General features: G+C 54.6%; 23 protein-coding genes. 6 read left to right on the top strand and 17 right to left on the bottom strand.

Annotation, left to right across the window (positions count from 1 at the left end; genetic code table 11):
- Positions 1 to 104: 104 nt before the first annotated feature.
- The 5 genes from HF931_RS12870 to HF931_RS12850 are packed head-to-tail and all read left to right on the top strand — an operon-like array spanning position 105 to position 4,423.
- A complete protein-coding gene (locus HF931_RS12870; protein ID WP_035555123.1) occupies positions 105 to 1,256 on the top strand; it encodes a D-alanyl-D-alanine carboxypeptidase family protein in 1,152 nt (383 codons plus the stop codon).
- Positions 1,249 to 1,905 (top strand): dTMP kinase, encoded by a 657-nt coding sequence (gene tmk / locus HF931_RS12865; RefSeq protein ID WP_273240405.1) that lies wholly within the window; start codon positions 1,249 to 1,251, stop codon positions 1,903 to 1,905. Before HF931_RS12870 ends, tmk begins: the two co-directional genes overlap by 8 nt.
- Positions 1,902 to 2,837, top strand: coding sequence for a DNA polymerase III subunit delta' (locus HF931_RS12860; protein WP_051602897.1), 936 nt, complete (start codon positions 1,902 to 1,904; stop codon positions 2,835 to 2,837). The genes tmk and HF931_RS12860 overlap by 4 nt, the downstream gene beginning before the upstream one ends.
- A gap of 9 nt (positions 2,838 to 2,846) precedes the next feature.
- A complete protein-coding gene (locus HF931_RS12855) occupies positions 2,847 to 3,620 on the top strand; it encodes a TatD family hydrolase (protein WP_035555126.1) in 774 nt (257 codons plus the stop codon).
- Entirely contained in the window at positions 3,620 to 4,423 is an 804-nt protein-coding gene (locus tag HF931_RS12850) for an MBL fold metallo-hydrolase (protein ID WP_035555130.1), read from the top strand. Before HF931_RS12855 ends, HF931_RS12850 begins: the two co-directional genes overlap by 1 nt.
- 209 nt (positions 4,424 to 4,632) lie before the next feature.
- Here the strand turns inward: HF931_RS12850 and HF931_RS12845 are convergent, their stop codons facing one another.
- From HF931_RS12845 to HF931_RS12775, 15 genes are all read right to left on the bottom strand, one after another.
- Positions 4,633 to 5,556 carry a 5-oxoprolinase subunit C family protein gene (locus HF931_RS12845; protein WP_162176019.1) on the bottom strand — a complete coding sequence of 308 codons (924 nt, stop codon included), beginning with the start codon at positions 5,554 to 5,556 and terminating at the stop codon, positions 4,633 to 4,635.
- Positions 5,557 to 5,563: 7 nt separating this feature from the next.
- A complete protein-coding gene (locus HF931_RS12840; protein WP_051602899.1) occupies positions 5,564 to 6,190 on the bottom strand; it encodes a 5-oxoprolinase subunit B family protein in 627 nt (208 codons plus the stop codon).
- Entirely contained in the window at positions 6,187 to 6,951 is a 765-nt protein-coding gene (gene pxpA / locus HF931_RS12835; protein WP_035555135.1) for a 5-oxoprolinase subunit PxpA, read from the bottom strand. The genes HF931_RS12840 and pxpA overlap by 4 nt, the downstream gene beginning before the upstream one ends.
- Positions 6,948 to 8,156: an Nramp family divalent metal transporter gene (locus HF931_RS12830; RefSeq protein WP_035555367.1), complete on the bottom strand. Its 1,209-nt coding sequence runs from the start codon at positions 8,154 to 8,156 to the stop codon at positions 6,948 to 6,950. The genes pxpA and HF931_RS12830 overlap by 4 nt, the downstream gene beginning before the upstream one ends.
- 42 nt (positions 8,157 to 8,198) lie before the next feature.
- On the bottom strand, positions 8,199 to 9,614 hold the full coding sequence (lpdA, locus tag HF931_RS12825; RefSeq protein ID WP_035555138.1) for a dihydrolipoyl dehydrogenase: 1,416 nt from the start codon (positions 9,612 to 9,614) through the stop codon (positions 8,199 to 8,201).
- Positions 9,611 to 9,853, bottom strand: a complete 243-nt coding sequence (locus tag HF931_RS12820; protein ID WP_155842007.1) for a hypothetical protein — start codon at positions 9,851 to 9,853, stop codon at positions 9,611 to 9,613. The genes lpdA and HF931_RS12820 overlap by 4 nt, the downstream gene beginning before the upstream one ends.
- A gap of 140 nt (positions 9,854 to 9,993) precedes the next feature.
- A complete protein-coding gene (locus tag HF931_RS12815) occupies positions 9,994 to 11,319 on the bottom strand; it encodes a pyruvate dehydrogenase complex dihydrolipoamide acetyltransferase (RefSeq protein ID WP_035555144.1) in 1,326 nt (441 codons plus the stop codon).
- A 1-nt stretch (position 11,320) separates the two neighbouring features.
- Positions 11,321 to 11,644: a DUF5076 domain-containing protein gene (locus HF931_RS12810; RefSeq protein WP_162176020.1), complete on the bottom strand. Its 324-nt coding sequence runs from the start codon at positions 11,642 to 11,644 to the stop codon at positions 11,321 to 11,323.
- Positions 11,634 to 13,025 carry a pyruvate dehydrogenase complex E1 component subunit beta gene (locus HF931_RS12805; protein ID WP_035555148.1) on the bottom strand — a complete coding sequence of 464 codons (1,392 nt, stop codon included), beginning with the start codon at positions 13,023 to 13,025 and terminating at the stop codon, positions 11,634 to 11,636. The genes HF931_RS12810 and HF931_RS12805 overlap by 11 nt, the downstream gene beginning before the upstream one ends.
- Positions 13,026 to 13,080: 55 nt before the next feature.
- Positions 13,081 to 14,094 carry a pyruvate dehydrogenase (acetyl-transferring) E1 component subunit alpha gene (gene pdhA, locus HF931_RS12800; protein ID WP_272983129.1) on the bottom strand — a complete coding sequence of 338 codons (1,014 nt, stop codon included), beginning with the start codon at positions 14,092 to 14,094 and terminating at the stop codon, positions 13,081 to 13,083.
- A 68-nt stretch (positions 14,095 to 14,162) separates the two neighbouring features.
- Positions 14,163 to 14,462 (bottom strand): FtsB family cell division protein, encoded by a 300-nt coding sequence (locus HF931_RS12795; protein WP_035555154.1) that lies wholly within the window; start codon positions 14,460 to 14,462, stop codon positions 14,163 to 14,165.
- Between the two features lie 66 nt (positions 14,463 to 14,528).
- A complete protein-coding gene (gene eno / locus HF931_RS12790; protein WP_035555156.1) occupies positions 14,529 to 15,809 on the bottom strand; it encodes a phosphopyruvate hydratase in 1,281 nt (426 codons plus the stop codon).
- Between the two features lie 108 nt (positions 15,810 to 15,917).
- The gene (gene rpmF / locus HF931_RS12785; RefSeq protein ID WP_035555369.1) at positions 15,918 to 16,103 is read right to left on the bottom strand and encodes a 50S ribosomal protein L32; all 186 of its coding nucleotides are present in this window, start codon (positions 16,101 to 16,103) and stop codon (positions 15,918 to 15,920) included.
- Positions 16,104 to 16,231: 128 nt separating this feature from the next.
- Positions 16,232 to 17,476 (bottom strand): dipeptidase, encoded by a 1,245-nt coding sequence (locus HF931_RS12780; RefSeq protein WP_241764246.1) that lies wholly within the window; start codon positions 17,474 to 17,476, stop codon positions 16,232 to 16,234.
- Between the two features lie 229 nt (positions 17,477 to 17,705).
- Positions 17,706 to 18,800 carry a CaiB/BaiF CoA transferase family protein gene (locus HF931_RS12775; protein ID WP_035555159.1) on the bottom strand — a complete coding sequence of 365 codons (1,095 nt, stop codon included), beginning with the start codon at positions 18,798 to 18,800 and terminating at the stop codon, positions 17,706 to 17,708.
- A 176-nt stretch (positions 18,801 to 18,976) separates the two neighbouring features.
- On the opposite strand from HF931_RS12775, the gene HF931_RS12770 reads away from it, so the two are divergent.
- Entirely contained in the window at positions 18,977 to 20,173 is a 1,197-nt protein-coding gene (locus HF931_RS12770; protein WP_035555160.1) for a nucleotidyl cyclase domain-containing protein, read from the top strand.
- Here HF931_RS12770 and mfd read toward each other — a convergent pair.
- Together mfd and HF931_RS12760 are read right to left on the bottom strand one after the other, a co-directional pair.
- Complete coding sequence (mfd, locus tag HF931_RS12765) at positions 20,170 to 23,631, bottom strand: transcription-repair coupling factor (RefSeq protein WP_035555161.1); 3,462 nt, start codon at positions 23,629 to 23,631, stop codon at positions 20,170 to 20,172. The genes HF931_RS12770 and mfd overlap by 4 nt on opposite strands.
- Before the next feature lie 40 nt (positions 23,632 to 23,671).
- On the bottom strand, positions 23,672 to 23,932 hold the full coding sequence (locus HF931_RS12760; RefSeq protein WP_051602900.1) for an FAD assembly factor SdhE: 261 nt from the start codon (positions 23,930 to 23,932) through the stop codon (positions 23,672 to 23,674).
- Between the last annotated feature and the right edge of the window lie 20 nt (positions 23,933 to 23,952).

Below are 23,952 nucleotides of genomic sequence, written 5' to 3'. Positions count from 1 at the left end.
GGCACCATTGACGCACATCACAAACCGGCCCTTTTTCCTGTATACGCTGGGAAAGGGCCGGATTTTGTTTCGGCCTTCCGATCAAATCCTTCCGGAGGCTTTATATGCTGCGAACGCCAAAGATTCTGACAGCCTGCGCATTGGCAGTCTTTGCGACGGGTGCTGCTCAGGCCCAGATCATGGATACGCCTGCGAGCCATGCCGTGATCATGGATCACGAGACTGGCACCATTCTTTATTCGAAAAACGGATCAGAGCCGATGATCCCTGCTTCGATGACAAAGATGATGACTGCGTTTCTCGTGTTTGAGCTCATTGAGCGTGGCGAGATATCACTCACCGACAAATTCACCGTCAGCGAAGATGCTTGGCGCCGTGGTGGGTTTCCATCAGGAACGTCGACCATGGGGCTGGCACCGGGTGATACGCCGACCGTCGAAGAATTGCTGCATGGTGTTATCATCATGTCTGGCAATGATGCGTGTATCGTACTGGCTCAAGGCATCTCAGGTTCTGAAGAAGCTTTCGCGCGTCGTATGACTGCCCTTGCCCACGAACTTGGAATGAACTCGGCAAACTTTGTAAATACGACTGGTCTCGAAGGTGTCGGCCACGTCGTGTCCGCTGAAGACCTTGCCAAGATGGCGAAACTGACAATCGACAAGTACCCGCAATACTACGACTGGTACGACATGCCCGACTACACATGGCGGGAGTACACTCAGGCAAATCGCAACCCGATTCTCAGTATTGAGGGCGTAGATGGCCTCAAGACCGGCCACCTTGAAGTATCAGGTTATGGCCTGACAGCGTCTGCCGTCAGAGACGGTGTACGCAGGACCATTGTTATCAATGGTCTGGACAGCATGGCGGAACGAGGCCGCGAAGGCGAACGTATGATGCGCATGGCCTTTCAAAGCTATGATTTGAAAGTCATCACGCCAGAAAGCGTCGAATTGCCTGCAGTCAAAGTCTGGTTGGGACAGCAACAGACTGTCCCGGTTTCACTGGCTGACAAGATGACAATAGCTGGTCACAAGGCTGCACTGGAAAAAGCGAAAACGGAGATCGTGCTGGACAGCGCACTGCAAGCTCCGGTCAAATCTGGCGACACAATCGGAACGCTCGTTGTTACTATTGAAGGACAGAGTCCGATTGAAGCGCCGATTGTCGCTGAAGCAAACGTGAAGAAGCTCGGTTTCTTTGGCAGGGCGGTTGAAGGTTTGAGCCAATTAATTGCAGGCTCCGATGGCTGAGCTAGAACCGCTCAGGTTCATTACGCTTGAGGGCGGCGAAGGCGTTGGCAAATCCACGCTGCAACGCGCCCTGGCCGAGCGCCTGAACAGTCATGGGTTTGACGTCATCACGACGCGTGAGCCTGGGGGAACCCCCTTGGCGGAAGCTGTGCGCGAGCTAGCCTTGCATCCTCCCGAAAATGACAGTTGGTCGGCGATGAGTGAGGCGTTGCTGATGAATGCGGCGCGAAGCGATCATCTTGAAAAGCTCATTCGCCCAGCGCTACGGGTGGGTAAATGGGTGATTTGTGACCGGTTTGCAGATTCGACCCGCGTGTATCAGAGCGTGAAGGGCGGTGTATCAACCGACATCCTTTCATCAATGGAAGCAACAGTGCTTGGCGAAACCCGGCCGGGCCTGACTTTGGTGCTTGATGCACCTCTGGAGACTACGGCCGGCCGGCGTTCCGCCCGAAACGGACCCAGCGATGCGTTCGAGCAGCGAGACCACGCATTCCACAATGCCGTCAGGCAAGGATTTGTCGCAATTGCGCGAGCAGAGCCGGAGCGATGCCATTTGATTGACGCCGCGTGTAGCGAGACAGAAGTATTTGTTGCAGCGTGGTCGCAAATTGTCGCCAAGTATAACCTCGGAGAATTGGTCCGATGAATATTGCGTGGCCACTCTACGGGCACGAGGCTGCGCAAGCGTCATTTCTGGCGTCTGCAACCTCAGCAAAGCTTCACCATGGATGGTTGATAGAAGGGCCGTCTGGAATCGGAAAAGCCACTCTGGCCAACCGATTGGCAGCTTATATGCTGGGCGCGCGCGGTCCGGATAATGCGCCGTTGCACGCTGCGACGACTGACCCTGTTGCTCGAATTTGCCTTGCGGGTGGACATCCGGATCTACGGACGGTCCATAGAGAACTGAACGACAAGGGCAAGCTTCGTCAGGATATCGCAGTCGATCAAATTCGCGATTTGTCGCAATTCTTTTCTCTCAAGCCGGCTCAAGGTGGCTGGCGCGTCGGCATTATTGATTCTCTGGATGAACTGAATCGAAATGGCGCGAACGCTCTACTGAAAACGCTCGAAGAGCCACCGGCCAACAGCATTCTGTTTTTGGTGAATCACGGAACTACGCCCATCCTGCCAACGATCAGATCGCGATGCAGAGTGCTGCGTCTGACAACACTGAGTGAGGATGATACGAAACGCACATTGGACTCTGCGGGTGCGTCGGCAGACGCGCTAGCATTGTCCAAAGGCCGGCCCGGACTTGGGCTGCGGCTCTCCACGCCGTCCGGACTTGCTGCGGCTCATGCAGCCAAAGTGCTGGTTCGAAGTCTGCCGAGACCCAATGACGGGCTGGTTACTGACGCGTTGCAATCTGCTAGCGCTGACGAGACGGCCATGGAGGCCTTTCAGGAAGAAATCCTGGCGTGGCTTGCAAGTAAGGCCGAACAGGAACCAGCGGCAGCGACTGCGTGGCTCAACATCTCAAGGCTTGCCGGTGAAGCGCGCGCCTTGAAAATGGATCCGGCACAAACAGCTTCGAAGCTGATTGCAGGGCTTTATAGTGCGGCGCGTTCGCACTAAGTCGTTGGCATGTTTGACACTCATGTAAATCTCCACGGCGAAACATATAAAGATGACCTGGGTGAAGTGCTGGAGCGCGCTAGCACAGCGGGTGTCGGGCGTATGCTTGCCATTTGCGACAGGCTCGACAATTTCGAAGCGGTGCGTTCGATTGCGCACACGCATGAGAATATTTGGTGCTCTGTCGGTGTTCATCCGCATCACAGCAAGGATTTTACCGACCTCAGCGTCTCCGACCTCGTGACTCGGGCCGAGGACGAGCGCGTTGTGGCGATCGGTGAGACCGGCCTGGATTTTCACTATGGTTACAGCGCCGAGGGCGATCAGGTGAAAAGCCTGCGCTCACATATACAGGCAGCGCGCGAAACAGGTTTACCACTCATCCTGCATACGCGGGAAGCTGATGACATGATGGGCGATATTCTGGAGGAAGAGCACGCTCAAGGCGGCTTCGTGCCGTTACTCCATTGCTACACGGGCGGTGCACGATTGGCCAGAAGAGGGTTGGACCTAGGCGGATTTGTTTCGGTGTCAGGTATCTTGTCGTTCAAGAGCGCGAGCGAAGTTCGGGAGGTCATTTCTGATGTCCCAATGGACAGGCTGATCCTTGAGACCGATTGTCCGTATCTTGCGCCAGTGCCGATGCGCGGCCGCCGAAATGAGCCTTCCTATCTCGTTCATGTCGCGGAGGCTCTCGCTGCTCTGAAAGGCCTGCCTCTTGAGCGTGTGCTGGAGGAAACAACGCAGAACGCCCTCAAGCTTTTTTCCAGGGTCCCTAACTGATGGGTTATGGCGCGTTCACGCTGCTTGGAACCGGATCGTCTGGTGGCGTTCCGCGTGTTGGTGGCGACTGGGGCGCATGTGACCCAAAGGAGCCAAAAAACCGGCGCCTGAGGTGTTCGGCACTCGTGCAGTCGTTCAATGATACAGGACTGTCCACCAACGTTCTGATTGATACGTCGCCTGATCTTCGTGAACAGATGCTTCGGCAGAATGTGAAGCATCTGGATGCAATTCTTTATACGCATGACCATGCGGACCAAAGTCATGGTATCGATGACGTGCGCCCGTACTTTATTCGCCAGCGAAAGCCTATTCCGACACATATGAGTGCAGAGTCCAAGCGCACTTTGATGAACCGATTTTCGTATTGTTTCGAGGGGAAGGGAGGCTATCCATCTATTCTAGCGGCGCAACCGAACCTTGAGCCTTTAACGAAAGTGACCATCGCAGGTGCCGGCAATTCTGTGGAAGTCATTCCGGTTGATATGGAGCATGGTCGTATCCGGTGCCTGGGATTTCGGTTCGGCAATCTCGCCTATTGCAATGATGTAAACGCCTTGCCCGAAAGCACTCTGGAGGCGCTGCAGGGGGTCGATACGTTCGTCGTGGACGCTCTGCGCTACACGCCACACCCATCTCACGCAAATCTTGATCAGGCGCTCGAATGGGTAGACCAAATTAAGCCGCAATTGACCGTTTTGACGAATATGCATGTGGAAATGGACTACCACACGCTATTGAAAGAACTACCTGAAGGCGTGGTACCAGGCTACGATGGAATGCGCCTTGAGTTCATTGGATAATCGATGAACATAATTTCCCATAATGATGATTATGCGATCTTCAGTTCGAAACCTGCGGTCGCCTCAACACTCGAGTTTGCATTCTTGCCGACGGTGAACCTGAGACTTCAGATTGTCTCCGCACCGGCATTGGACGAGCGGTACATAAGTACATCTGTCCTGATATCCTGGATTAGAACTCTGTTTACGAATTCGCGCCCCCTGCTCAGCTACCAATTCACTTCGCCGACCCAATCTTTAAGCAGTGCATTTTTCTGAGCCAGGTCTGCGCGCGCCTGTTCTGCTGACCTTCGAAGAAATATTATCGAGTCATCTGGTCGAACTTGACCAAGTAGGTGACGGTCGGACTTGTTCACTTGGAGAACATGCGGATATCCGCCTGTCGTCTGGCAGTCTGGAAGAAGAAGGAAGCCCCTACCCTTTGGCGGTAGTTGCAGAGCGCCCGGAAATATAGCGGCACTTGGTAAGTTCTCTTGTGTGTCAGGTTTTGGAAAGTAACCGTCAAGCTCTATGCCTATGCGGCTTGCACGGCGTGTAACGGTGTACTGGGTGGTCCACAGCGAATTTAAGTCTTCGGAATAGTCCGGACCTTCCGTTGACCGCAGCGCGTAACTGTTTCCGAGCGTGAGAATGAGATTGGTCGGTGTTTCGAAAATCGGTGGTGCCGGCACATCAATTTTGACCTCCAGGACATCCCCCTTCTGCAAGGCACGCCCAGACAGTCCTCCTAGTTTTGCCGGCATATATGTCGACGTACTTCCGAGAAACTCTTCCGCACGAAATTCGCCCGCTACCGCAACATAGAATCGGAGGCCTGCGGACGGCCTACCGATTTCGACAACATCTCCTGCATTGATTGGCAATGTGGTGTGGAAACGACGAAGGGAGCCATTTACCGAGACCGGAGCCACGGCGCCGGTTATTGCGATTGAGGCGTTCCGTTCGAAAACAGCGGCAAACGGACCATAAGTCACCTCAATGCAAGTTCCATCTGGACGATTGCCTACAAGGCGATTTGCAAGAGACATTGATAAAGGATCTGCCGCTCCGGCAGCCGGCATCCCAAACTGACGAAATCCCCCTCTGGGGGCTCCTTGCAGCGACGCTTGAGGGCCCGGATCAAGAATGCGCATTACCATTCTAAACCCATTCTATCTGAAGACCTAAGCCAGGCTTGATCAGAAATGGGTCTGACTTCGATTCATCGAAAAGAAGCGCGGCCGTCCTGCCAATAATTGGCCAACCGCCTGGACCATCCAACGCGTATATTCCGAGGTGTCCGCTTATAAACCCGACTGATCCTGCTTTTACCAGTTGGCGAGGATGTTCCAGGCGCGTGCCCTCGAGTTGCGGATCGACACCATCTACATAAGCAAAGCCGGGCGCAAAACCCAGCATATCCACACGCAGATTTGACCTTTGAATGCGTTCCAGAAACTCGATTATCGAGCAGTCATTTCTTTCTGCGCACTCAGCAAGGTCCGGAGCATTGCCGTCGTTTGTCTGGATCTTTAGAGTTCTCATTCCGTGTGCAACACTTGCGGAACCGAGATCTGATACCTCAACATCCCTCAGCCTACGAGCTACTTCGGTTGGACTGATAATGAGAGGATCAAATTGGACTGTGACGCTCCGTTTGCCAACGACAATTTCCGCCCAATTTCCGGATCTGCGCAGAAAGTCGGCAAGCTGAAATCGCTCTTCCGGCTGTGACACTGTTATTCGTATCGCATCATCACCAATGAACTGCAGATCACGCGCAGTCATTGCGGAAGATGCGCTTTGATTTCGATTTTTCTTGTCTGCAGCGCCTCCCTTATGCCGAGGGCGGACTGGATTGCTCCGGCCGTGTCGCCATGCAAGCAAATGGTCTCTACAGGAAGTGAAATCATGCTTCCATCTCGAGTCGTGACACATCCTTCTTCCGAGATGTGCAAGACTTGAGCGACTTGTTCTTGCACTGATGTCAATACAGAGCCGGGCTCTGCACGTGGGACCAATGAGCCATCCGAACTATACTGTCTGTCCGCGAAACCTTCTGCCACGAAATCGAGACCTGCTTCGAGTGCCACTTTGCGCAGAACAGAGTTCGGCGGTCCGATAACTGCGCGAATACGGTTTTGATGAGCAATGCGAACTACGATTTGTGCCAGATCCGCATCCTTCGCAGAGTCATTGTAAAGAGCACCATGTGGCTTCAGGTGGTCGAGTACGACGCCTTGCAGCCTGGCGAGACTCGAGAGCGTGCGGACTTGTTGGCGTAGTGACGCCTCAAGATCTTCAGGAGACAGGCTGACAGAAATGCGTCCAAAGTTCTTTTTATCTGGATAGGATGGATGCGCACCTGCAACTACGCCTCGGGCCTTCGCTGCCTTAAGCGTGGCGCGCATGCTATCTTCGTCGCCTGCGTGCCCTCCACATGCGATGCTGCAGCGGCTAACGACGTCCAGAATGGCGCGGTCAAGCGCACGACCAGTTTCACCTGGTAATTCGCCAATATCAGAATTCAGGCAAATCGTGCGGCTCATGGCCAGACATTTAAGGCTCTCAGGATCAGACGCAAGCCGAGACCAAAAGTAATTATAACGACAAGACTGCCCAGAACGTTCGACAATGTCGAGTTCACATACGTCCCAAGCAGTTTGGCTCTGTTCATGGCGACCAGCAGGAAAGTCGCCACGATGGGTAGGATCAGCCCGTTCGCGATCTGCGCAATCAGGATCACTTCCACCGGCCTGACACCGATCAGCGCAACAATGGTCCCAATCAGCAATACCGTTAGTGCTATGATCCGAAACTGCCAACCATCCCGGCGAAGCCCCCCAAACTCGGTCAGAGCATATGCCGTCGCCAGGGGCGCGGTGATCGAAGATGAAAGACCCGCGCCAAACAAGCCAATTCCGACAAGGTATTTGGCTGCGACACCAAACGCGGGCTCAACGGAAATAGCCATGTCTGCTGCTGACGAGACGCTGATGCCCGATCCGAAAAGTGCAGACGCGGCAGTCGACAAGATCAGGATCGATATAATTCCGCCCAAACCTACAGAGGTGATAGTGTCTGTTCTTGCCGCTTTCGTGGCTTGAGTTGTTCCATGAGGCCACTTATCGCGAACTGTGGAAGCGTGGAGAAACAAATTGTACGGCACAATGGTTGTACCGATCAGCGCAACAGCCGTCAGCAATCCACCACTCGGAATGGAGGGAATGAACCCGCGGGCCAAGGCGCTGAGATCCGGGCGGGTAATGACGACGCTGCCGATGAAGGCCGCGCTCATCATCACGACAAGTGCAATCAATAACTTTTCGATGTGTTTGTAATGGCCAAAGGCCAGGAACACAGCTGCAATCACGCTGAGACAAATGACGACAAGCTTATGTGTCCCGGCCCCACCATTGAGTAGCGCCTCAATGCCCAATGCACCGCCGGTGAGATTTCCTGCCTCATAAGCTGAGTTACCAACAGCCAAGGCCGCAACGCCCAGACTAATGATTGCCCATCGCGCAATTGGGCCGTTCTCTGGCGACGTCATAGCGGCGGCTAGCCCTTTGCCCGACACTATGCCCAAGCGGGCCGCCATCTCTTGCAGGATAATTGTGGAAACTGTCGCGAATGCCAGCGCCCATATCAATGCAAAGCCAAAATTGGCGCCTGCGACGGTACAGGCGGTAACCGTTCCGGGACCAATGAAGCCGGCTACTACCAGCGCTCCAGGTCCGACGCTCAACTTCATGATATGCTCCCCGGTGTAGGCGTCGCCGCACCGGGGCGACAATTATATGTGAATCACGCGACCTTCAGCATCGAGAACGGATTCGTGCATGCTTTCTGAGATGGTCGGATGCGGGAAGATGGTGTGCGCGAGATCCTGTTCCGTCAACTCGCCCTGACGAGCAATCACGTATCCTTGGATCAGTTCGGTGACTTCAGCGCCGATCATGTGGGCTCCCAGCAGCTCGCCGGTTTTCTTGTCAAAGATTGTTTTGACCAGTCCTTCAGAAGCACCCATTGCAATGGCCTTGCCGTTACCGATGAATGGAAAACGCCCAACCTTGATTTCGTAGCCTTTTTCCTTGGCGGCTTTCTCTGTCAGACCGACACTGGCCACTTGAGGGTGTGCGTACGTACATCCCGGCACATTCCACGGGTCGAACGGTTCTGCATGATTGGCGCCCGCGATGCCTTCCACGCATACAACACCCTCATGGGATGCCTTATGCGCGAGCCACGGAGGACCTGTAAGGTCCCCGATCGCATACAGTCCTTTCACGCCGGTTCGGCCGAAATTATCTACCTTTACATGGGTCTTCTCGACTTTCACACCGAGCGCCTCGAGACCGAGGTTTTCAACATTCCCGACAATACCGACAGCGAGAATGGCGCGATCGAACTCTTGCTTCTGCTTCTGGCCTGATTTGTCTGTGATCTCGGCTGTCACTGTAGTCTTGCCTGCGGTCAGGTTTTCCACCTTCGCGCCGGTTACGATATTGAGGCCCTGTTTCTTGAAGTCCTTCTCAGCGAGTTTGGATATCTCTTCGTCTTCCACAGGCAAGATGCGGTCCATGACTTCTGCAACCGTCACGTCAGCGCCCAGCTCATGATAGAAGCTCGCAAATTCAATTCCGATTGCGCCAGAACCAATTACGAGAAGGCGTTTTGGCATGACGTCTGGCGTCATGGCTTCGCGATAGGTCCAGATCAGTTTCTTGTCAGCAACGAGACCTGCCTGAGGAATATCTCGCGCCCGCGCGCCAGTCGCGAGCATGACGTGTTTGGCCTGGTAGGAAGTGACTTTCCCATCCTTGTCTTTCACGATCACCTTTGGCGCAGGCTCGCCTTTTTCGAGGCGCGCAGTGCCTTCGATGACGTCGATCTTGTTTTTCTTCATCAAGAACTTCACGCCAGACGACAATTGATTGGCCACGCCGCGGGAACGTTTCACGACCGCATCCAGGTCAAAATCGGCCTTGTCGATTTTGAGGCCGAAATCCTTTGCGTGTTTGGCAAGGTGCAACACTTCTGCAGAACGCAACAGCGCTTTGGTCGGTATACAGCCCCAGTTCAGGCAGATTCCGCCGAGGCTCTCACGCTCAACAATTGCGGTCTTCATACCAAGTTGAGAGGCTCGGATGGCCGACACGTATCCGCCTGGCCCGGAGCCGATCACGATGAGGTCGTACTGGGTGCTCATTGCGTTATTCCTCTCATTTCGTCCCAAGACAGCATGGCCTGAGACACGCGCAGATTTGCGCTTTCGAACATTTCAGGTGTGCAGATATATTCGGGCTCTTCGGCCGAAATCTTGTTCATCATCTCTACGCTTTCGGCCATGATGCTCTCTCGCATCTGCCGGTCGACACCCTCATATCGAAGGTCTTCCATGAAGCTGCCTAACAGATCCGGGCCTTCACGCTCGCAGAGAAGGTTCATTCCTTTTTGTATTGCGAATTCACTCGCAATGTCGCGCATCGCCTCTTCGTTCAGACGTTGCTCTAAAGGCGGCGATATGCGCTCGTCACTGCAGGCAGCCGCAAGCATAAGGCTAATCGCGATCAGCCCGGGGCGAAGCATCAGAGCAACATCGCTTCAGGCGTTTCAACGTATCGCTTGAAGGCTTGCAGCCATTTAGCTCCTTCCGCGCCGCCAATAACGCGGTGATCACAAGTCAGGGTGACGGTCATAACCGTGCGCGCAACGAGATTGCCTTGATTATCTACCACGGCACGCTTTTCACCAGCTCCCACCGAGAGGATCATGCCTTCGGGCGGGTTGATGATGGAGGCGAAGCTTTTGATGCCAAACATGCCGAGATTCGAAATGCTGAAGGTACCGCCGCTATATTCTTGCGGCTTCAGTTTGCGGTCTCGTGCGCGACTGGCAAGATCTTTCATCTCTTCCGATATTTCCGCCAGTCCTTTGGTCTCAGCCTTGAATACAACGGGTGTAATCAATCCACCATCAATCGCAACGGCGACAGATACGTGCGCGTGCTTATGATAGGCGATGCCATTATCTGTGTAAGACGCGTTGCAATCCGGCTCGTCCATAAGCGCCATTGCCGCCGCTTTGATGAGCATGTCATTCACGGACACCTTCACACCTTCAGGAGCGGCCGCGTTGATCGCGGCGCGGCTAGCTAGAAGATGGTCAAGCTCCAGATCTATATTCAGCGGGAAATGCGGCACCTGCATGAAGCTAGTCGTCAAGCGCTTAGCCACTGTTTTGCGCATACCGTCCAGAGGCACAAGTTCGTAGCTATCCGGAGAATATACTCGATCATCAAGAATTTGAGGCAGGATCAACCCATCTGGACGCGCCATTGCCCCCGAAGATGCGTTGGCGGGTGTGGGCTGGGCGTTTTCAACGTCGCGCTTGATTATGCGTCCGCGAGGTCCCGTACCTTTCAGGTCTGAGAGAGTGAGGCCTTTCATATCTGCGATACGCCGCGCAAGAGGGCTGGCCTTGATACGGCCATCCTGTGAGTTTGCAGGTGGTAAGGGCGGCTTTGATACTTGACGTGCTGGTTCTACCGACTTGTCTGATTTCGGCGTCACATCCGATTTTTCCGAAGCGTCAGATTCACCGGATGCTGCAGGCGTATCAGCTTTAGGCGTCTCTTGCTTGGACGATGGCTGAACTGAAGATGCGTCCTCGCCCTCTTCCGCGAGGACCGCAATAACTGCGTTCACTTTCACGCCTTCAGTGCCCGCCTCAACGAGAATCTTGGCGACAACCCCCTCGTCGACAGCTTCGACCTCCATCGTGGCTTTGTCCGTTTCGATCTCTGCGATCACATCACCGGACGAAATTGTATCGCCTTCTTTCACGAGCCATTTCGCGAGCGTGCCTTCCTCCATGGTTGGCGACAAGGCGGGCATTGTGATGTCGATAGCCATATCAGTCACCCATCTTCTGAACGTCGCCCGGAGACTTCGGGCCGAATTGTATGCGGTTCAGGAAACCAGTCACGATTTCCTTGATGATATCCTCTTTCTCCGGGCCGTCCGGGTGAAGATCCTTGAAGGCATCCGTGACATGCTTTGCGATGTCACCCAAGATAAACCCCCACATGGTTGGTTCTGTCGCGGGATCAGCTGCGTCTCCAACGCGAAGGCTTACATGATCGGTATTGTCGGCAATCCAGAACCGGATCATTTCCTGCGCGGCATCAGCCCCTTCAATAGAGGGAGGGGATTTGAGTTCTCGTATCTCAGTCGACATAGCAAACTCCTCGCGCGGCTTCGACAATGTCATCGGCGTTCGGAAGGCTCATGGCCTCCAGATTTGCCGCATACGGCAGAGGTACATCTTTCTGGTGCACCCGAGCCGGCGGCGCATCAAGATAGTCAAACGCTTCTGCAGTCACGGTTGCGGCAATTTCCGCGCCGATACCGAAGAACCGCCATCCCTCTTCACAGCAAACGATACGGTTGGTCTTCTTTACGCTCTCAATGATCGTGTCGGTATCGAGCGGGCGAATGGTGCGCAGGTCAATAACCTCGGCATCTATCCCCTGCTCTGCCAAGGTCTCAGCAGCTTGCAGCGCAAATCCCACCATTCGCGAGTGCGCAACCAGAGTTACGTCGTTACCGACGCGCTTCACCTTGGCTTTGCCAAGCGGCAAAATGTGATCATCAATATCCGGGACCGGGAAACTGTTGCCGTAGAGGAGTTCATGCTCCAGGAAAACGACCGGGTTCGGATCACGGATAGCTGCCTTGAGAAGACCTTTGGCATCAGCCGCATCATATGGCGCGACTACCTTGAGGCCCGGCACCTGTCCGTACCAAGCAGAATAGTCCTGGCTGTGCTGAGCGCCGACACGTGAAGCTGCGCCGTTTGGCCCGCGGAACACGATTGGACATCCCATCTGACCACCAGACATGTACAGCGTCTTGGCTGCAGAATTGATGATCTGGTCAATCGCCTGCATGGCAAAATTGAACGTCATGAATTCGACGATCGGCTTCAAGCCAGCAAATGCTGCTCCAACGCCCAGACCTGCAAACCCGTGTTCCGTAATCGGCGTGTCTACAACACGCTTCGCACCAAACTCCTGAAGCAGTTCACGCGTCACTTTGTATGCGCCCTGGTACTCTGCGACTTCTTCACCCATGACGAAGACTGACTCGTCACGGCGCATTTCTTCGGCCATCGCATCACGCAAGGCATCGCGCACTGTGGTTTCCGTGAAGGATGTGCCTTCTGGAATGGTTGGGTCAGAAAGAATCGCAGCCTGAGGTTCAGCGGCAGCTTCACTCTCATCGTCAGATTCTTTTGAAGTATTGTGCTCTGCCGCCTCTTTGGACTCGGTCGAAGAGCTTGAAGCGTTTTTCGCCTCTACGGAGGAGGCATCTTCACCGTCTTCCGCAAGCACCGCGATTACCGCGTTCACTTTTACGCCTTCGGTCCCTTCAGGCACCAGGATCTTGGCCAGTGTGCCTTCATCGACGGCTTCTACTTCCATCGTGGCCTTGTCGGTCTCGATTTCCGCAATGACGTCACCGGAAGAGACCGTATCTCCTTCCTTTTTGAGCCATTTCGAAAGAGTGCCTTCCTCCATTGTCGGAGACAGGGCAGGCATGAGAATATCTACGGACATTATTGTGCTCCGAAAAACTGGATCAAGGACTGTCGGGTTTCACAGGCGCCAGACATCAGGCCACCTCGACGTCTTTGAGAACGTCCGTCCACAGTTCCGATGGATCAGGTTCAGGGCTTTCAAGGGAAAAGTCTGCGGCCTCTTTCACGATACCCTTGATTTCCTTGTCTATATCTTTGAGCTCATCTTCGCTCGCATGGCCCTGCTCAAGGAGCTGTGTCTTCAGGCCCTCAATCGGATCATGGTGGGAGCGAATGTCATCGACCTCTTCGCGTTTGCGGTACTTGGCAGGGTCTGACATTGAGTGACCGCGGTAGCGGTAGGTCTTCATTTCCAGAATGTACGGCCCCTTTCCGGAACGCGCATACTTGACGGCTTTTTCGCCCGCCGCCCGCACGGCCATGACGTCCATGCCATCTACCTCTTCTCCTTCAATTTCAAAGGAAATGCCGCGCTTGTAGAGCTCAGTTTCTGAGGCGTGACGGGCAACACTCGTACCCATCGCGTACATGTTGTTTTCAATGACATAAACAACCGGAAGGTCCCATAGCGAAGCCATGTTGAACGCTTCGTAAACTTGGCCCTGGTTTGCGGCGCCATCACCGAAATAGGCTACGGCAACGTTGTCCGTGCCGCGATACTTGTTGGCAAATCCGAGGCCCGTGCCGATTGGCACCTGGGCTCCAACGATTCCATGACCACCGTAGAAGTTCTTTTCTTTGGAGAACATATGCATTGAGCCGCCCTTCCCTCGGGAGTAGCCGCCGATGCGTCCTGTCAGTTCTGCCATCACGCCTTTCGGATCCATGTCACAGGCCAGCATGTGCCCATGATCGCGATACCCCGTGATGATCTGGTCACCTTCCTTCAAGCAGGCCTGCATACCCGTCACAACGGCTTCCTGGCCGATATAGAGGTGGCAAAACCCGGCAATCTTTCCCATGCCGTAAAGCTGGCCGGCCTTCTCTTCAAACCGGCGGATCAGGAGCATGTCCCGATAGTATTTCAGCATCTCCGCTTTATTGCCCTTGGAGGGTGCCTTTTTGGTACTTCTAGATTTCGTCGCCATAAATCGCTCCAACCCTTTTGTGGACTTATGTATGCGCGATAACGCAACGACAAGTCAGAACAACTATGTCAATTTGCAGAGCTTGGTTCCGGAGAAAGTAAAACAATCTCGTTCGGATAGACGAAAGCGAGCTTGTCACGCGCCATGGCTTCTACGAAATCTGGGTCTACAGATCCCGGTGTCAGGCGGCGAATATCGGTTTCAAGACGAGCGAGATCCTGCTCAAGATCGGCCAGAACAGCCTTGCGATCCTCAAGCTCCATCTGGGCATCCGACCATCGGCCGAGCCCCTTCTCCCCCGCAAAGGCGTGGTAGGCAAAATACAGGACAAGAAGTGACAGGCCGACAGCCTCGAATCGCGATCTCATGACCTCACCTAAAGGCGGTTTGGTTAAGAGAAAGTGAGCGCCATCGGCCGTGTCAGGTGATGCAAATCAGGCTGCGTTGATGCGGGATCGTCCAGCAAAGATTCCAACAGGCCCCAACTCTTCTTCGATTCGAATCAGTTGGTTGTACTTTGCAATCCGATCAGAGCGGGACAGGGAACCCGTTTTGATCTGACCGCAGTTTGTCGCGACAGCGAGATCCGCAATTGTTGCGTCTTCTGTTTCTCCGGAACGGTGAGACATGACCGCAGTGTAGCCGTGCAAATGGGCTAGTTCCACAGCATCCAAAGTCTCGGACAATGTACCGATTTGGTTGACCTTCACCAGAATAGAGTTGGCCGCGCCTTTTTGGAGACCAATGGAAAGTCGGTCGGGATTGGTTACGAACAGATCGTCACCGACCAGTTGCACTTTGTCGCCAATTGCTTCTGTCAGCGAAACCCAGCCGTCCCAATCGTCTTCGGCCATGCCGTCTTCAATTGAAATGATCGGGTAACGGGCACAAAGATCGGCCAGATAGGCTGCGAACTCGTCAGAACCCAGCGACTTGTTTTCGCCTGCCAGCTCATATTTGCCGTTCTTATAGAATTCGGTCGAAGCGGCGTCCAATGCCAGCGCGATGTCTTCGCCCGGCTTGTAACCGGCCTTCTCGACCGCTTTCATGATGAAGCCAATCGCTTCGTCGGTAGACGCCAGGTTCGGAGCGAATCCGCCCTCATCCCCAACGTTGGTGTTGTGACTGGCTTCGCTCAGCGTCTTCTTCAAAGCGTGGAACACTTCGGCACCCATGCGGACAGAATCAGCGAGGCTCTCCGCGCTGACGGGCATCACCATGAATTCCTGAATATCGATCGGATTGTCCGCGTGCGCACCGCCATTTATGATGTTCATCATAGGTGTTGGCAATACGCGGGCATTGGGTCCGCCGACATAGCGATAGAGCGGCATGGCAGAGCTTTCCGCTGCAGCTTTGGCAAGCGCCATGGAGACCCCCAGAATCGCATTGGCGCCGAGACGCGATTTGTTCTCTGTGCCATCGAGATCGATCATCAACATGTCGATCATGCGTTGCTCAGTGGCGTCCAAACCTGCCAATTCATTGAAAATCTCGCCATTCACGGCGTTTACTGCTTTCAGGACGCCTTTACCGAGATAGCGCTCAGAATCGCCATCGCGTTGCTCATGCGCCTCGTAGGCGCCGGTCGATGCGCCTGAAGGCACTGCGGCGCGGCCAACAGAGCCATCTTCAAGAGTTACATCAACTTCGACTGTCGGATTCCCCCGACTATCCAGAATTTCGCGGGCATGGATGTCGATGATCTCGCTCATGTGTGGCTTTACCTTTGCGCCTGAAACTAAAAAGCGCTCCCTGCTCTGGCAGGAAGCGCTCGAACCCTTAAGCTTGTGCGCCGCAAAGCGCAACAGCAGGACGATTGTTTAGATGTCGTCGCGTGGTTCAAGAACCTGACGACCGCGATATACACCGGTCTTCAGGTCGATGTGGTGCGGGCGGCGCAGCTCACCGGAGTCTGCGTCTTCGATGTATGTGTTCATGTCGAGGCGGTCGTGCGAACGGCGCATGCCGCGACGAGACTTCGAAACTTTACTCTTAGGGACTGCCATAACAGGTATCCGGTAGTTTGGCGCAAAATTGCGCGTGAATTGGAAAGGGGCCTCATACATATCCCCTCGGTCCAATGCAAGACTACATCATCATCGCAGTATGATTTTCTTCAGTCGCCATTATTCGCTCAATTTTGTTTGGCAGCTTCGGCTTGTCGCATGATGCGCAATAGATTTCCGCCCCAAATTTTCTCCAAATCCTCTTTGGAGTAGCCTTCTTCAAGAAGTCGTTCCGTTACCTTTGGAAGATCGGAAACGTCCTCCATGCCGGCAACGCCGCCTCCCCCATCCCAATCTGCTCCCATACCGACATGGTCCGGCCCCACGATCGCAAGTGCGTGTAGCATCTGATCCATGAACACTTCGAACGATGACAGAGGCATGGGATACGTCTCATTGATCTCCTGACGACGCGCCAAATAGCGTTCACGCTCGTTGGAGCTGAGATCGAACGGGGATATTCCGTTAAACTCCTCTGATAGTGCCTCCATTGCCTCAACCCGCTCCGCTGGTGGTTCGAGATCTTCTATATATGCACCAAGAGCATTGATCTGGATAACGCCACCATCCGCCGCGACCTTTCTCAAAAGGTCGTCTGATATGTTTCGCGGATGGTCATACAGACTGCTCACTCCCGTATGAGACAGCACGACAGGCGTTGAGGAGACTTCCATAATGGCCTCGAGCGCTGAATCAGCTGCGTGAGACGCGTCGATCATCATACCCAGCCGGTTCGCTTCCCGAATCAGCTCCTCCCCCAAAGGGGTGAGTCCTCCGAGATCAGATGCGCTGAGATCGGTCGCGCTGTCTGCAAATTGGTTGTCCATAAAGTGGACAGGACCAATCAGGCGAACGCCGCGATTGTAGAACTCTTCGATCATTCCCAGGTCGGTGCCGAGTGGGTAGCTGTTCTCGATGGATTTATAGACGATTTTCTTGCCGGAGGCTGCGATTCTCTCAGCATCATCCGCGGTAGTGGCTAGCTCAAATTCGTTCGGATGCATTTCGATCAGTTGCAGAATTTCATCCGAGCGCTTCAAAGCGGCGAGCTTTGCTGCTTCATATGAGGTCACGTTGAGGGGCCCCTGTGGAGTGTAAATCACCCAAAAGCCGCCATCGAGACCGCCTCGCTCCATCTTGGGAAGATCTACCTGCACGCGCCCCAACTTGGAGGGGTTATCAGCCAGAACATCAAAGTCCGGGTTGGACAGGTTTGCAGGGGTGTCGAGGTGAGAATCTATAACCAGCAAGGCATGGTGCAGTTCCCGATAATTTTGCTCCGCAACGTCGTACCCCTCATCACGCTCAGGAGCTGAGGGGCTGCCGCACGCAGCCAAGAGAAGCGCACTCATTAATGGGATCAATTTCTTCATAAGAACTCGCTGGTTTCTGACTTGCTTCTTGCAGACTAAGGAGCGAGGGCCTCGGCGCAAGAAAAAGGATCGCCCCGCAGGGCGATCAAGGTCAGCAAGAAGGACGTTGAGCAGCAATCCCGGCTAACTGCCGGCACATGTGCTCAACGCCATGATTGTTAGCAGAACGAAACTGAATGAATCGGAATGCTTTCGGTTGTGTTGTGTTCATCTTTCAGGCGAGCTGAAGTCAGGTAATTCCCCAGTCACGCAGGATTTCGTCGGAATGTTCGCCCAGGCCGGCTGGTCGTCCTTGAATGGCGCCCGGTGTCGCCGAGAAGCGTGGCGCTGGCGCTGGCTGGACCACGCCCTCAACCTCAACGAAAGTTTGTCGATCGACATTGTGCTGGTGATGAGGTGCTTCGGACATGGACAACACCGGTGCGAAACAAATATCCGTCCCTTCCATGATCTCGCACCACTCGTCGCGAGTCTTGGTCTTGAAGACAGTCTTGATTTTTTCTTTCAGGCTTGGCCACTTCGATCGATCCATCTGTGCCTGGAATTCGGGATCTGTAAGGCCGGCCTTCTCGACAAGCAGAGCGTAGAATTGCGGCTCAATAGAGCCGATGGAGACCCACTTACCGTCTGCGCACTCGTACGTGTCATAGAAATGCGCGCCGCCATCCAACAGGTTCGCCTCACGGTCATCAGTCCAGAGGCCCATCGCCTTCATGCCGTAGAACATTGTCGCCAGCGACGCCGCGCCGTCCGACATCGCCACATCCACGACTTGCCCCTCGCCGCCATTCTTTACGTTCATCAAACCTGCGAGAAGACCCATGGCGAGATACAGAGCGCCTCCCCCATAGTCGCCAACCAGATTGAGCGGCGGTCGAGGTCGACCATCGCCGTCACCCATCGCGTGAAGCGCACCTGTAATGGCAATGTAGTTCAAGTCATGGCCAGCAGAATGCGACAGGGCCCCGGTTTGGCCCCAGCCGGTCATCCGCCCGTAGACCAGCTTGGGATTGCGCGCGAGAACTACATCTGGTCCGAGGCCGTTGCGCTCCATCACGCCAGGTCGAAACCCTTCGATGAGACCGTCAGCTTTCTCTAGCAGTTTCAACGCCGTCTCGACGTCAGCCGGATCCTTCAGGTTCAACCCAATTGAGCGTCGACCACGGCCCATGACATCGGCAGCTCGCCCTGGCCGGCCATCACCTTTGCGATCGATACGTATAACGTCAGCGCCAAGATCAGACAGGAGCATGCCGCAAAATGGTCCGGGGCCGATACCTGCGAATTCCACAATCTTCACGCCGTTAAGCGGTCCTTGAGCCATGATATTCCTACCCTTTGTCTAATCTCTCGAGGTCAATTTAGCGGATCATTAAGCCGACGAGTCGCAAAAGGAAGGGGTATCGCAACGTCGACTCCCGCAATCTTTTGAGCTTTATGAATCATCTCGCATATCTAGACCCACCAATCGAAGTCTTGGCATCCAGCCCCCGACTGGAGATGATCATGTCGCGGTTGAAGGTAGGGCGTGTCAGGCCCTTCAAGGCGGATGCGCCTCTATCTTGCCAGTCGACAGACGCTCTACTCATCGACACGGCAAGCATTGACAATGACATCCTCGATGAGGCTATCGCACAAATAGGCGCTTCTCTGCGTCCAGTCATGGTGCTTGGAGACGCCTCTGTTGCGAGTTGTTTCGAGAACGCGGTGGTCATTCCACGAGATCGCGATCTGCCTGTACTGCGGGGACGCCTTGAGGCGATCTCTCGCCGCACAAACCGTCTTTCTGAACTCAAGCTTCGTACGGAATCCGCCTCAGCGTTTGGAATTGCATTGCCGCTGCCGACATTCGAAGTTGTACCGGACATTCTCTACCTTGGAGACGGATCAGCTCGTTTTTTGGCTCTTCAAGCCAATCTCGCGGAGCATGGCATGTCACTAACGGCGGCATTCAGTGTTCGTACCGCCGCTGATTACGCCGAGCAGAAACAGTTCTCAGCAATCCTGATCGATGTGACGCAAGAGTCACAACATCTCGACCAGATAGCGGGCTGGCTTTCAAAACTTGCCTCAACTTTCTCGGACGTTCCGCTGCTTGGTCTCGTGGGCGAAGGATTGTTTCCATCTCCCACTTTCCACGACTTGATTAGCTGTCTCTCCCACGTATTTGACCACACTGTAGACGCCAGGGAGCTGGCCAAGCATGTGGAATTGTATGGACGACGGGATGCGGGATGTGGAGCAACTGCTGAAAACGCAGCGAATGTTCCGGAGTTTCTGGACGGCGACACAAAGCTATTCTCGGAACAATTCCTGCGCACGCACCTCTCCAAACAAATTGCCTTTTCGAAGGAGTATGGAACCACGTTGAGTCTGCTTGCACTTGCTGATCCAAACGGCGCAGGACTTACGAGTGATGAGCGCAAGCAAGTGGCTCAACTTTTGTTGAGCGCGTTGAGAGAATCCGATCTTCCTAGCCTTCTTGGTTCGGATGCCTTCGTGATAAGCTTGCCGGCAACCGGCTATAAAGGCGCTGTACTCATCAGTGAACGTATTATGCAGTCGCTCGCAAGTTCGTCGCCAAAACTAGCGCAGCAATTGGGATGGAGGATTGCGGAGGCACGCGCTTATCATGATGCCCCCGTACTTCTGTCTGAAGTTACATCGGGTGTCTTTCAACAGAACCGTGTGGGCTAAGCAGGTACAAGGCCAGCAGCGGCTTCAAGCTCCTTGAGAAACTTGCGAATGCCGGCGAGCCGTTCTTCCGGTGTGCCGCCGAGACCAGAATGAACCAGTTTGGAATCCGGTCTGATGCGAATCTGTGACGGGCGACTGCGCACAACATCAAGCAATCGGGCCGGATCAAGAATGGTATCTTCACGGAAAGCAAACACCGCGCCCTTCTGGCCCGCATCGAGTTTGGAGATGCCCAAGGATTTACATTGCACCTTGATTGCAGTCACTTCCAACAACTGCTTGGTCTCTTCCGGCATTGGGCCGAACCGATCAATAAGCTCAGCGGCGAAAGATTCTCTCTCAGACGCAGTCGCGATCTCTGACAGCCGTCTATAAAGGGAAAGCCGGATATTCAGGTCTTCGACATATGTTTCCGGAATCAGGACGGCAGCGCCAGTATTGATCTGCGGCGACCAGTCATCGGCGAATTCCTCATCGTCCTTTGCTCCAGACTTCAGCGCATTCACCGCGTCTTCAAGCATCGATTGATAAAGCTCTACCCCAACTTCCTTCACGTGGCCCGACTGTTGATCGCCAAGCAAATTACCGGAGCCTCGCATGTCGAGATCATGACTCGCGAGTTGGAACCCGGCTCCTAGGGAGTCCAGTGATTGGAGGATTTTCAGACGACGATCTGCCGTTTCGGTAATAACCTTGTCGCGCGGTGTGGTGAAATATGCATAGGCACGAAGTTTTGAGCGCCCGACACGGCCGCGTAACTGATACAGCTGGGCCAGACCAAACATGTCTGCGCGGTGGATGATCAGCGTATTTGCGCGCGGAATGTCCAACCCACTCTCCACGATGGTCGTCGATAACAGAACATCATACTTGCCTTCGTAGAAAGCTGTCATGATGTCTTCCAGCTCTCCGGCGGCCATTTGTCCGTGTGCAACGATGAATGAAACCTCTGGAACATTATCGCGCAAGAACCGCTCGAGTTTATCAAGATCCTGAATTCGCGGAGCCACAAAGAATGCCTGGCCACCGCGATACTTTTCCCGAAGCAAGGCTTCGCGCAACGTAACAGTATCTTCTTCTGTTATGTAAGTGCGCACAGACAAGCGATCTACTGGTGGCGTCGCAATGATTGAAAGATCTCGAATCCCCGTCAATGCCATTTGCAAGGTTCGCGGAATTGGGGTCGCTGACAAGGTCAGGACGTGTACGTCAGCCTTCAGTTCTTTCAGGCGCTCTTTGTGCTTAACGCCAAAGCGCTGCTCTTCGTCAACGATCAACAAGCCAAGCCGCTTGAACTCAATGCTCTTGGTAAGGAGCGCGTGTGTTCCTACAACGACATCGACGCTGCCATCAGCTAAACCGTCTCGGGTTTCCGCAGCCTCTTTCGCGCCAACCAGGCGAGACAGTTGTCGAACCTTGAGTGGCCATCCTGCAAAGCGCTCGGCAAATGTTTTGTAGTGCTGTCTTGCGAGAAGTGTTGTGGGCGCGATAACAGCTACCTGCTTGCCGCTCATCGCTGCGACAAACGCTCCGCGTAGAGCTACCTCGGTCTTCCCAAAACCAACATCTCCACACACCAACCGGTCCATAGGGCGGCCTGACGCCAGATCACCTATAACATCTTCGATCGCGTTCAGCTGATCGTCGGTTTCCTCATACGGGAAACGCGCAGCGAATTCTTCATACAGTCCCTGCCCGGCGTTCACAGCTTCGGCACGTTTCAGCTCACGCGCCGCCGCGATGTTCATAAGCTCTGCGGCCATCTCAAGAATGCGCTTCTTGGCTTTGGCTTTGCGTGTCTGCCAGCCAGCTCCGCCGAGCCGATCCAGCTGGTTCTCTGCATCCTCCGACCCGTAACGACTGATCAGGTCGATATTTTCCACGGGCAGGAAAATCGTGTCGCCGCCTGCATACTCAAGATGCAGGCAGTCATGCGGGGCGCCGGTCAGGTCGAGTGTCTTCAGCCCTACATAACGGCCAACACCATGATCGATATGAACAATCAGATCACCGGGATTGAGTGCAGCAGCATCCGAGATGAAATTCGCGGTCTTCCGTTTCCGCCGAGGCGCAGCAAGCCTGTCACCCAGAATGTCTGCCTCAGAAATAACGGCAACATCCGGTGTCTCAAAGCCAGCTTCGAGGGGAATCTCAACAACCGTAAAATCGGTCTTTCGAGCCGCCTCCAAGGAATGAACCAACGCTAGGTCAGTCAAACCATGATCCGCCATCACGTTGATCAATCGGTCTGCTGACCCAGTGGACCAGGCAGCAAATACGACGGGTCTGTTTGAGGACTGGAGCCGCTTGGCATGCGCAATAGCGGCTTCAAAGATATTGATATCTGCATGAAGCCGCTCAGGCGCAAAGTCCCGCCCGGGACGGGCTTGCAAATCGAAGGCTTCGGCGCTTGGCTCAGACGGGTAAAAACGTGCGGTCGCGCGTGAGGCTAAGCCTGCCTCCAATTCTCTCGGTGTCAGATAAAGTTCTTCAGGCGGAAGCACTTTTGCCTTCCGAACGTCGCCTTCACCGGCTTCGAGCCGCGCCGCATGATAGTCTTCTGCTTGCGACAAGCGCTCTGCTGCAGCTTCTCCAGCAAGGTGGCCCATGCCTATGAGAGGATCTTCTCCAATGTAGTCAAAGAGCGTCTCCATGTGGTCGTGGAACAGAGGCAACCAACCTTCGACGCCTTGCCGACGGATCGACGCCCGGGCCGCTTCGTAAGCTGGATCACCCGATGGCGGACCAAATACGGCGAGATACTTCTCACGAAACCGTGCGAGCACGTCATCATCAAAGAGGATTTCACTGACAGGTGCAAACGCAACGCTTTTCGCATCACCGGTAGATCGCTGCGTCTCGGTATCGAAAGTGCGCAGCGTCTCCAGGGTATCGCCAAAGAAGTCCAATCTGTAAGGCTCAGGGGATGTCGGCGGGAAAATGTCGATGATACCACCCCGAATTGCGAACTCACCTTGCTCCCGCACTGTGCTCGAACGGAGGTAGCCATTCACGGCAAGGTAATCTGTCAGGTCTTTCTGGTTCACAGATTCGCCAAGCCTAACCGCGAATGACGATCTACGCAGCACGCTGACCGGTGGCACTCGCTGAACAAGCGATGAGGCTGTGGTGACGATCAGAATCGCCCCTTGACTTGGCTCGTATCTAGAGAGGCGGGCCAGTGCAGCGCATCGACGTGCCGCGACACCTGCCGTTGGGCTGACACGGTCGTATGGAAGCGTATCCCAGCTTGGCAAGTCGACCTGTTCGAGCCTTGGCGAAGCGAATTGTGCAACGCGGCGAGCTGTGGCAGCGGTCTTGTCGTCTCGCGCTATGTATACACCCACGCCGCCACGGGCTTCCAAGGCGGCACAAAAGGATATCAAATCCGCGCCGAATGGCGCTCCCGACAGCGCGGCGGGACCGCTGAGGGATTTCAATAGCTGTACAGGGGTCATTGGCACGCTTGTATTCGGCTGGATCTTGGTGTTCGCGGAGTTAACCGCCCTGCGCGACGTACCGGAATGCGATCAGTTGGTCCAGCACGGGCCCCCGCTGGGATTCAGGCACAGGTGTCTGTCCGATCAGCCATGCATAGACTTCCCAGTCAGGAACTCCGAGCAGCTTCTCAAACTCGTCCAGACCGGCCTCGTCAAGTTCACCGATGTGAGCATCAGCAAATGAGCCCATGAGCAGGTCCATTTCGCGGAATCCGCGCCGCCAAGCCCTGAATTTGAGTTTTCGGCGACGAGTGTCCATGCCGGTCTCCTTATGCGTTG

This window comes from Hyphomonas atlantica corrig. (assembly GCF_017795365.1).
Taxonomy (GTDB): domain Bacteria; phylum Pseudomonadota; class Alphaproteobacteria; order Caulobacterales; family Hyphomonadaceae; genus Hyphomonas; species Hyphomonas atlantica.
This window is presented reverse-complemented; position numbering and strand designations above follow the sequence as displayed.

What these genes read in the sequence shown, in the direction of transcription:
- HF931_RS12775 (WP_035555159.1), bottom strand. Translation starts at nt 18,800, where the DNA reads ATGGCTCAAGGACCGCTTAACGGCGTGAAGATTGTGGAATTCGCAGGT.
- HF931_RS12820 (WP_155842007.1), bottom strand. Translation starts at nt 9,853, where the DNA reads ATGAACCTTCTCTGCGAGCGTGAAGGCCCGGATCTGTTAGGCAGCTTC.
- pxpA (WP_035555135.1), bottom strand. Translation starts at nt 6,951, where the DNA reads ATGAGCCGCACGATTTGCCTGAATTCTGATATTGGCGAATTACCAGGT.
- HF931_RS12870 (WP_035555123.1), top strand. Translation starts at nt 105, where the DNA reads ATGCTGCGAACGCCAAAGATTCTGACAGCCTGCGCATTGGCAGTCTTT.
- HF931_RS12780 (WP_241764246.1), bottom strand. Translation starts at nt 17,476, where the DNA reads ATGAAGAAATTGATCCCATTAATGAGTGCGCTTCTCTTGGCTGCGTGC.
- HF931_RS12760 (WP_051602900.1), bottom strand. Translation starts at nt 23,932, where the DNA reads ATGGACACTCGTCGCCGAAAACTCAAATTCAGGGCTTGGCGGCGCGGA.
- HF931_RS12855 (WP_035555126.1), top strand. Translation starts at nt 2,847, where the DNA reads ATGTTTGACACTCATGTAAATCTCCACGGCGAAACATATAAAGATGAC.
- HF931_RS12830 (WP_035555367.1), bottom strand. Translation starts at nt 8,156, where the DNA reads ATGAAGTTGAGCGTCGGACCTGGAGCGCTGGTAGTAGCCGGCTTCATT.
- HF931_RS12850 (WP_035555130.1), top strand. Translation starts at nt 3,620, where the DNA reads ATGGGTTATGGCGCGTTCACGCTGCTTGGAACCGGATCGTCTGGTGGC.
- HF931_RS12810 (WP_162176020.1), bottom strand. Translation starts at nt 11,644, where the DNA reads ATGTCGACTGAGATACGAGAACTCAAATCCCCTCCCTCTATTGAAGGG.
- lpdA (WP_035555138.1), bottom strand. Translation starts at nt 9,614, where the DNA reads ATGAGCACCCAGTACGACCTCATCGTGATCGGCTCCGGGCCAGGCGGA.
- HF931_RS12795 (WP_035555154.1), bottom strand. Translation starts at nt 14,462, where the DNA reads ATGAGATCGCGATTCGAGGCTGTCGGCCTGTCACTTCTTGTCCTGTAT.
- HF931_RS12805 (WP_035555148.1), bottom strand. Translation starts at nt 13,025, where the DNA reads ATGTCCGTAGATATTCTCATGCCTGCCCTGTCTCCGACAATGGAGGAA.
- HF931_RS12845 (WP_162176019.1), bottom strand. Translation starts at nt 5,556, where the DNA reads ATGCGCATTCTTGATCCGGGCCCTCAAGCGTCGCTGCAAGGAGCCCCC.
- HF931_RS12815 (WP_035555144.1), bottom strand. Translation starts at nt 11,319, where the DNA reads ATGGCTATCGACATCACAATGCCCGCCTTGTCGCCAACCATGGAGGAA.
- HF931_RS12770 (WP_035555160.1), top strand. Translation starts at nt 18,977, where the DNA reads ATGATCATGTCGCGGTTGAAGGTAGGGCGTGTCAGGCCCTTCAAGGCG.
- HF931_RS12860 (WP_051602897.1), top strand. Translation starts at nt 1,902, where the DNA reads ATGAATATTGCGTGGCCACTCTACGGGCACGAGGCTGCGCAAGCGTCA.
- eno (WP_035555156.1), bottom strand. Translation starts at nt 15,809, where the DNA reads ATGAGCGAGATCATCGACATCCATGCCCGCGAAATTCTGGATAGTCGG.
- HF931_RS12840 (WP_051602899.1), bottom strand. Translation starts at nt 6,190, where the DNA reads ATGACTGCGCGTGATCTGCAGTTCATTGGTGATGATGCGATACGAATA.
- rpmF (WP_035555369.1), bottom strand. Translation starts at nt 16,103, where the DNA reads ATGGCAGTCCCTAAGAGTAAAGTTTCGAAGTCTCGTCGCGGCATGCGC.
- mfd (WP_035555161.1), bottom strand. Translation starts at nt 23,631, where the DNA reads ATGACCCCTGTACAGCTATTGAAATCCCTCAGCGGTCCCGCCGCGCTG.
- pdhA (WP_272983129.1), bottom strand. Translation starts at nt 14,094, where the DNA reads ATGGCGACGAAATCTAGAAGTACCAAAAAGGCACCCTCCAAGGGCAAT.
- tmk (WP_273240405.1), top strand. Translation starts at nt 1,249, where the DNA reads ATGGCTGAGCTAGAACCGCTCAGGTTCATTACGCTTGAGGGCGGCGAA.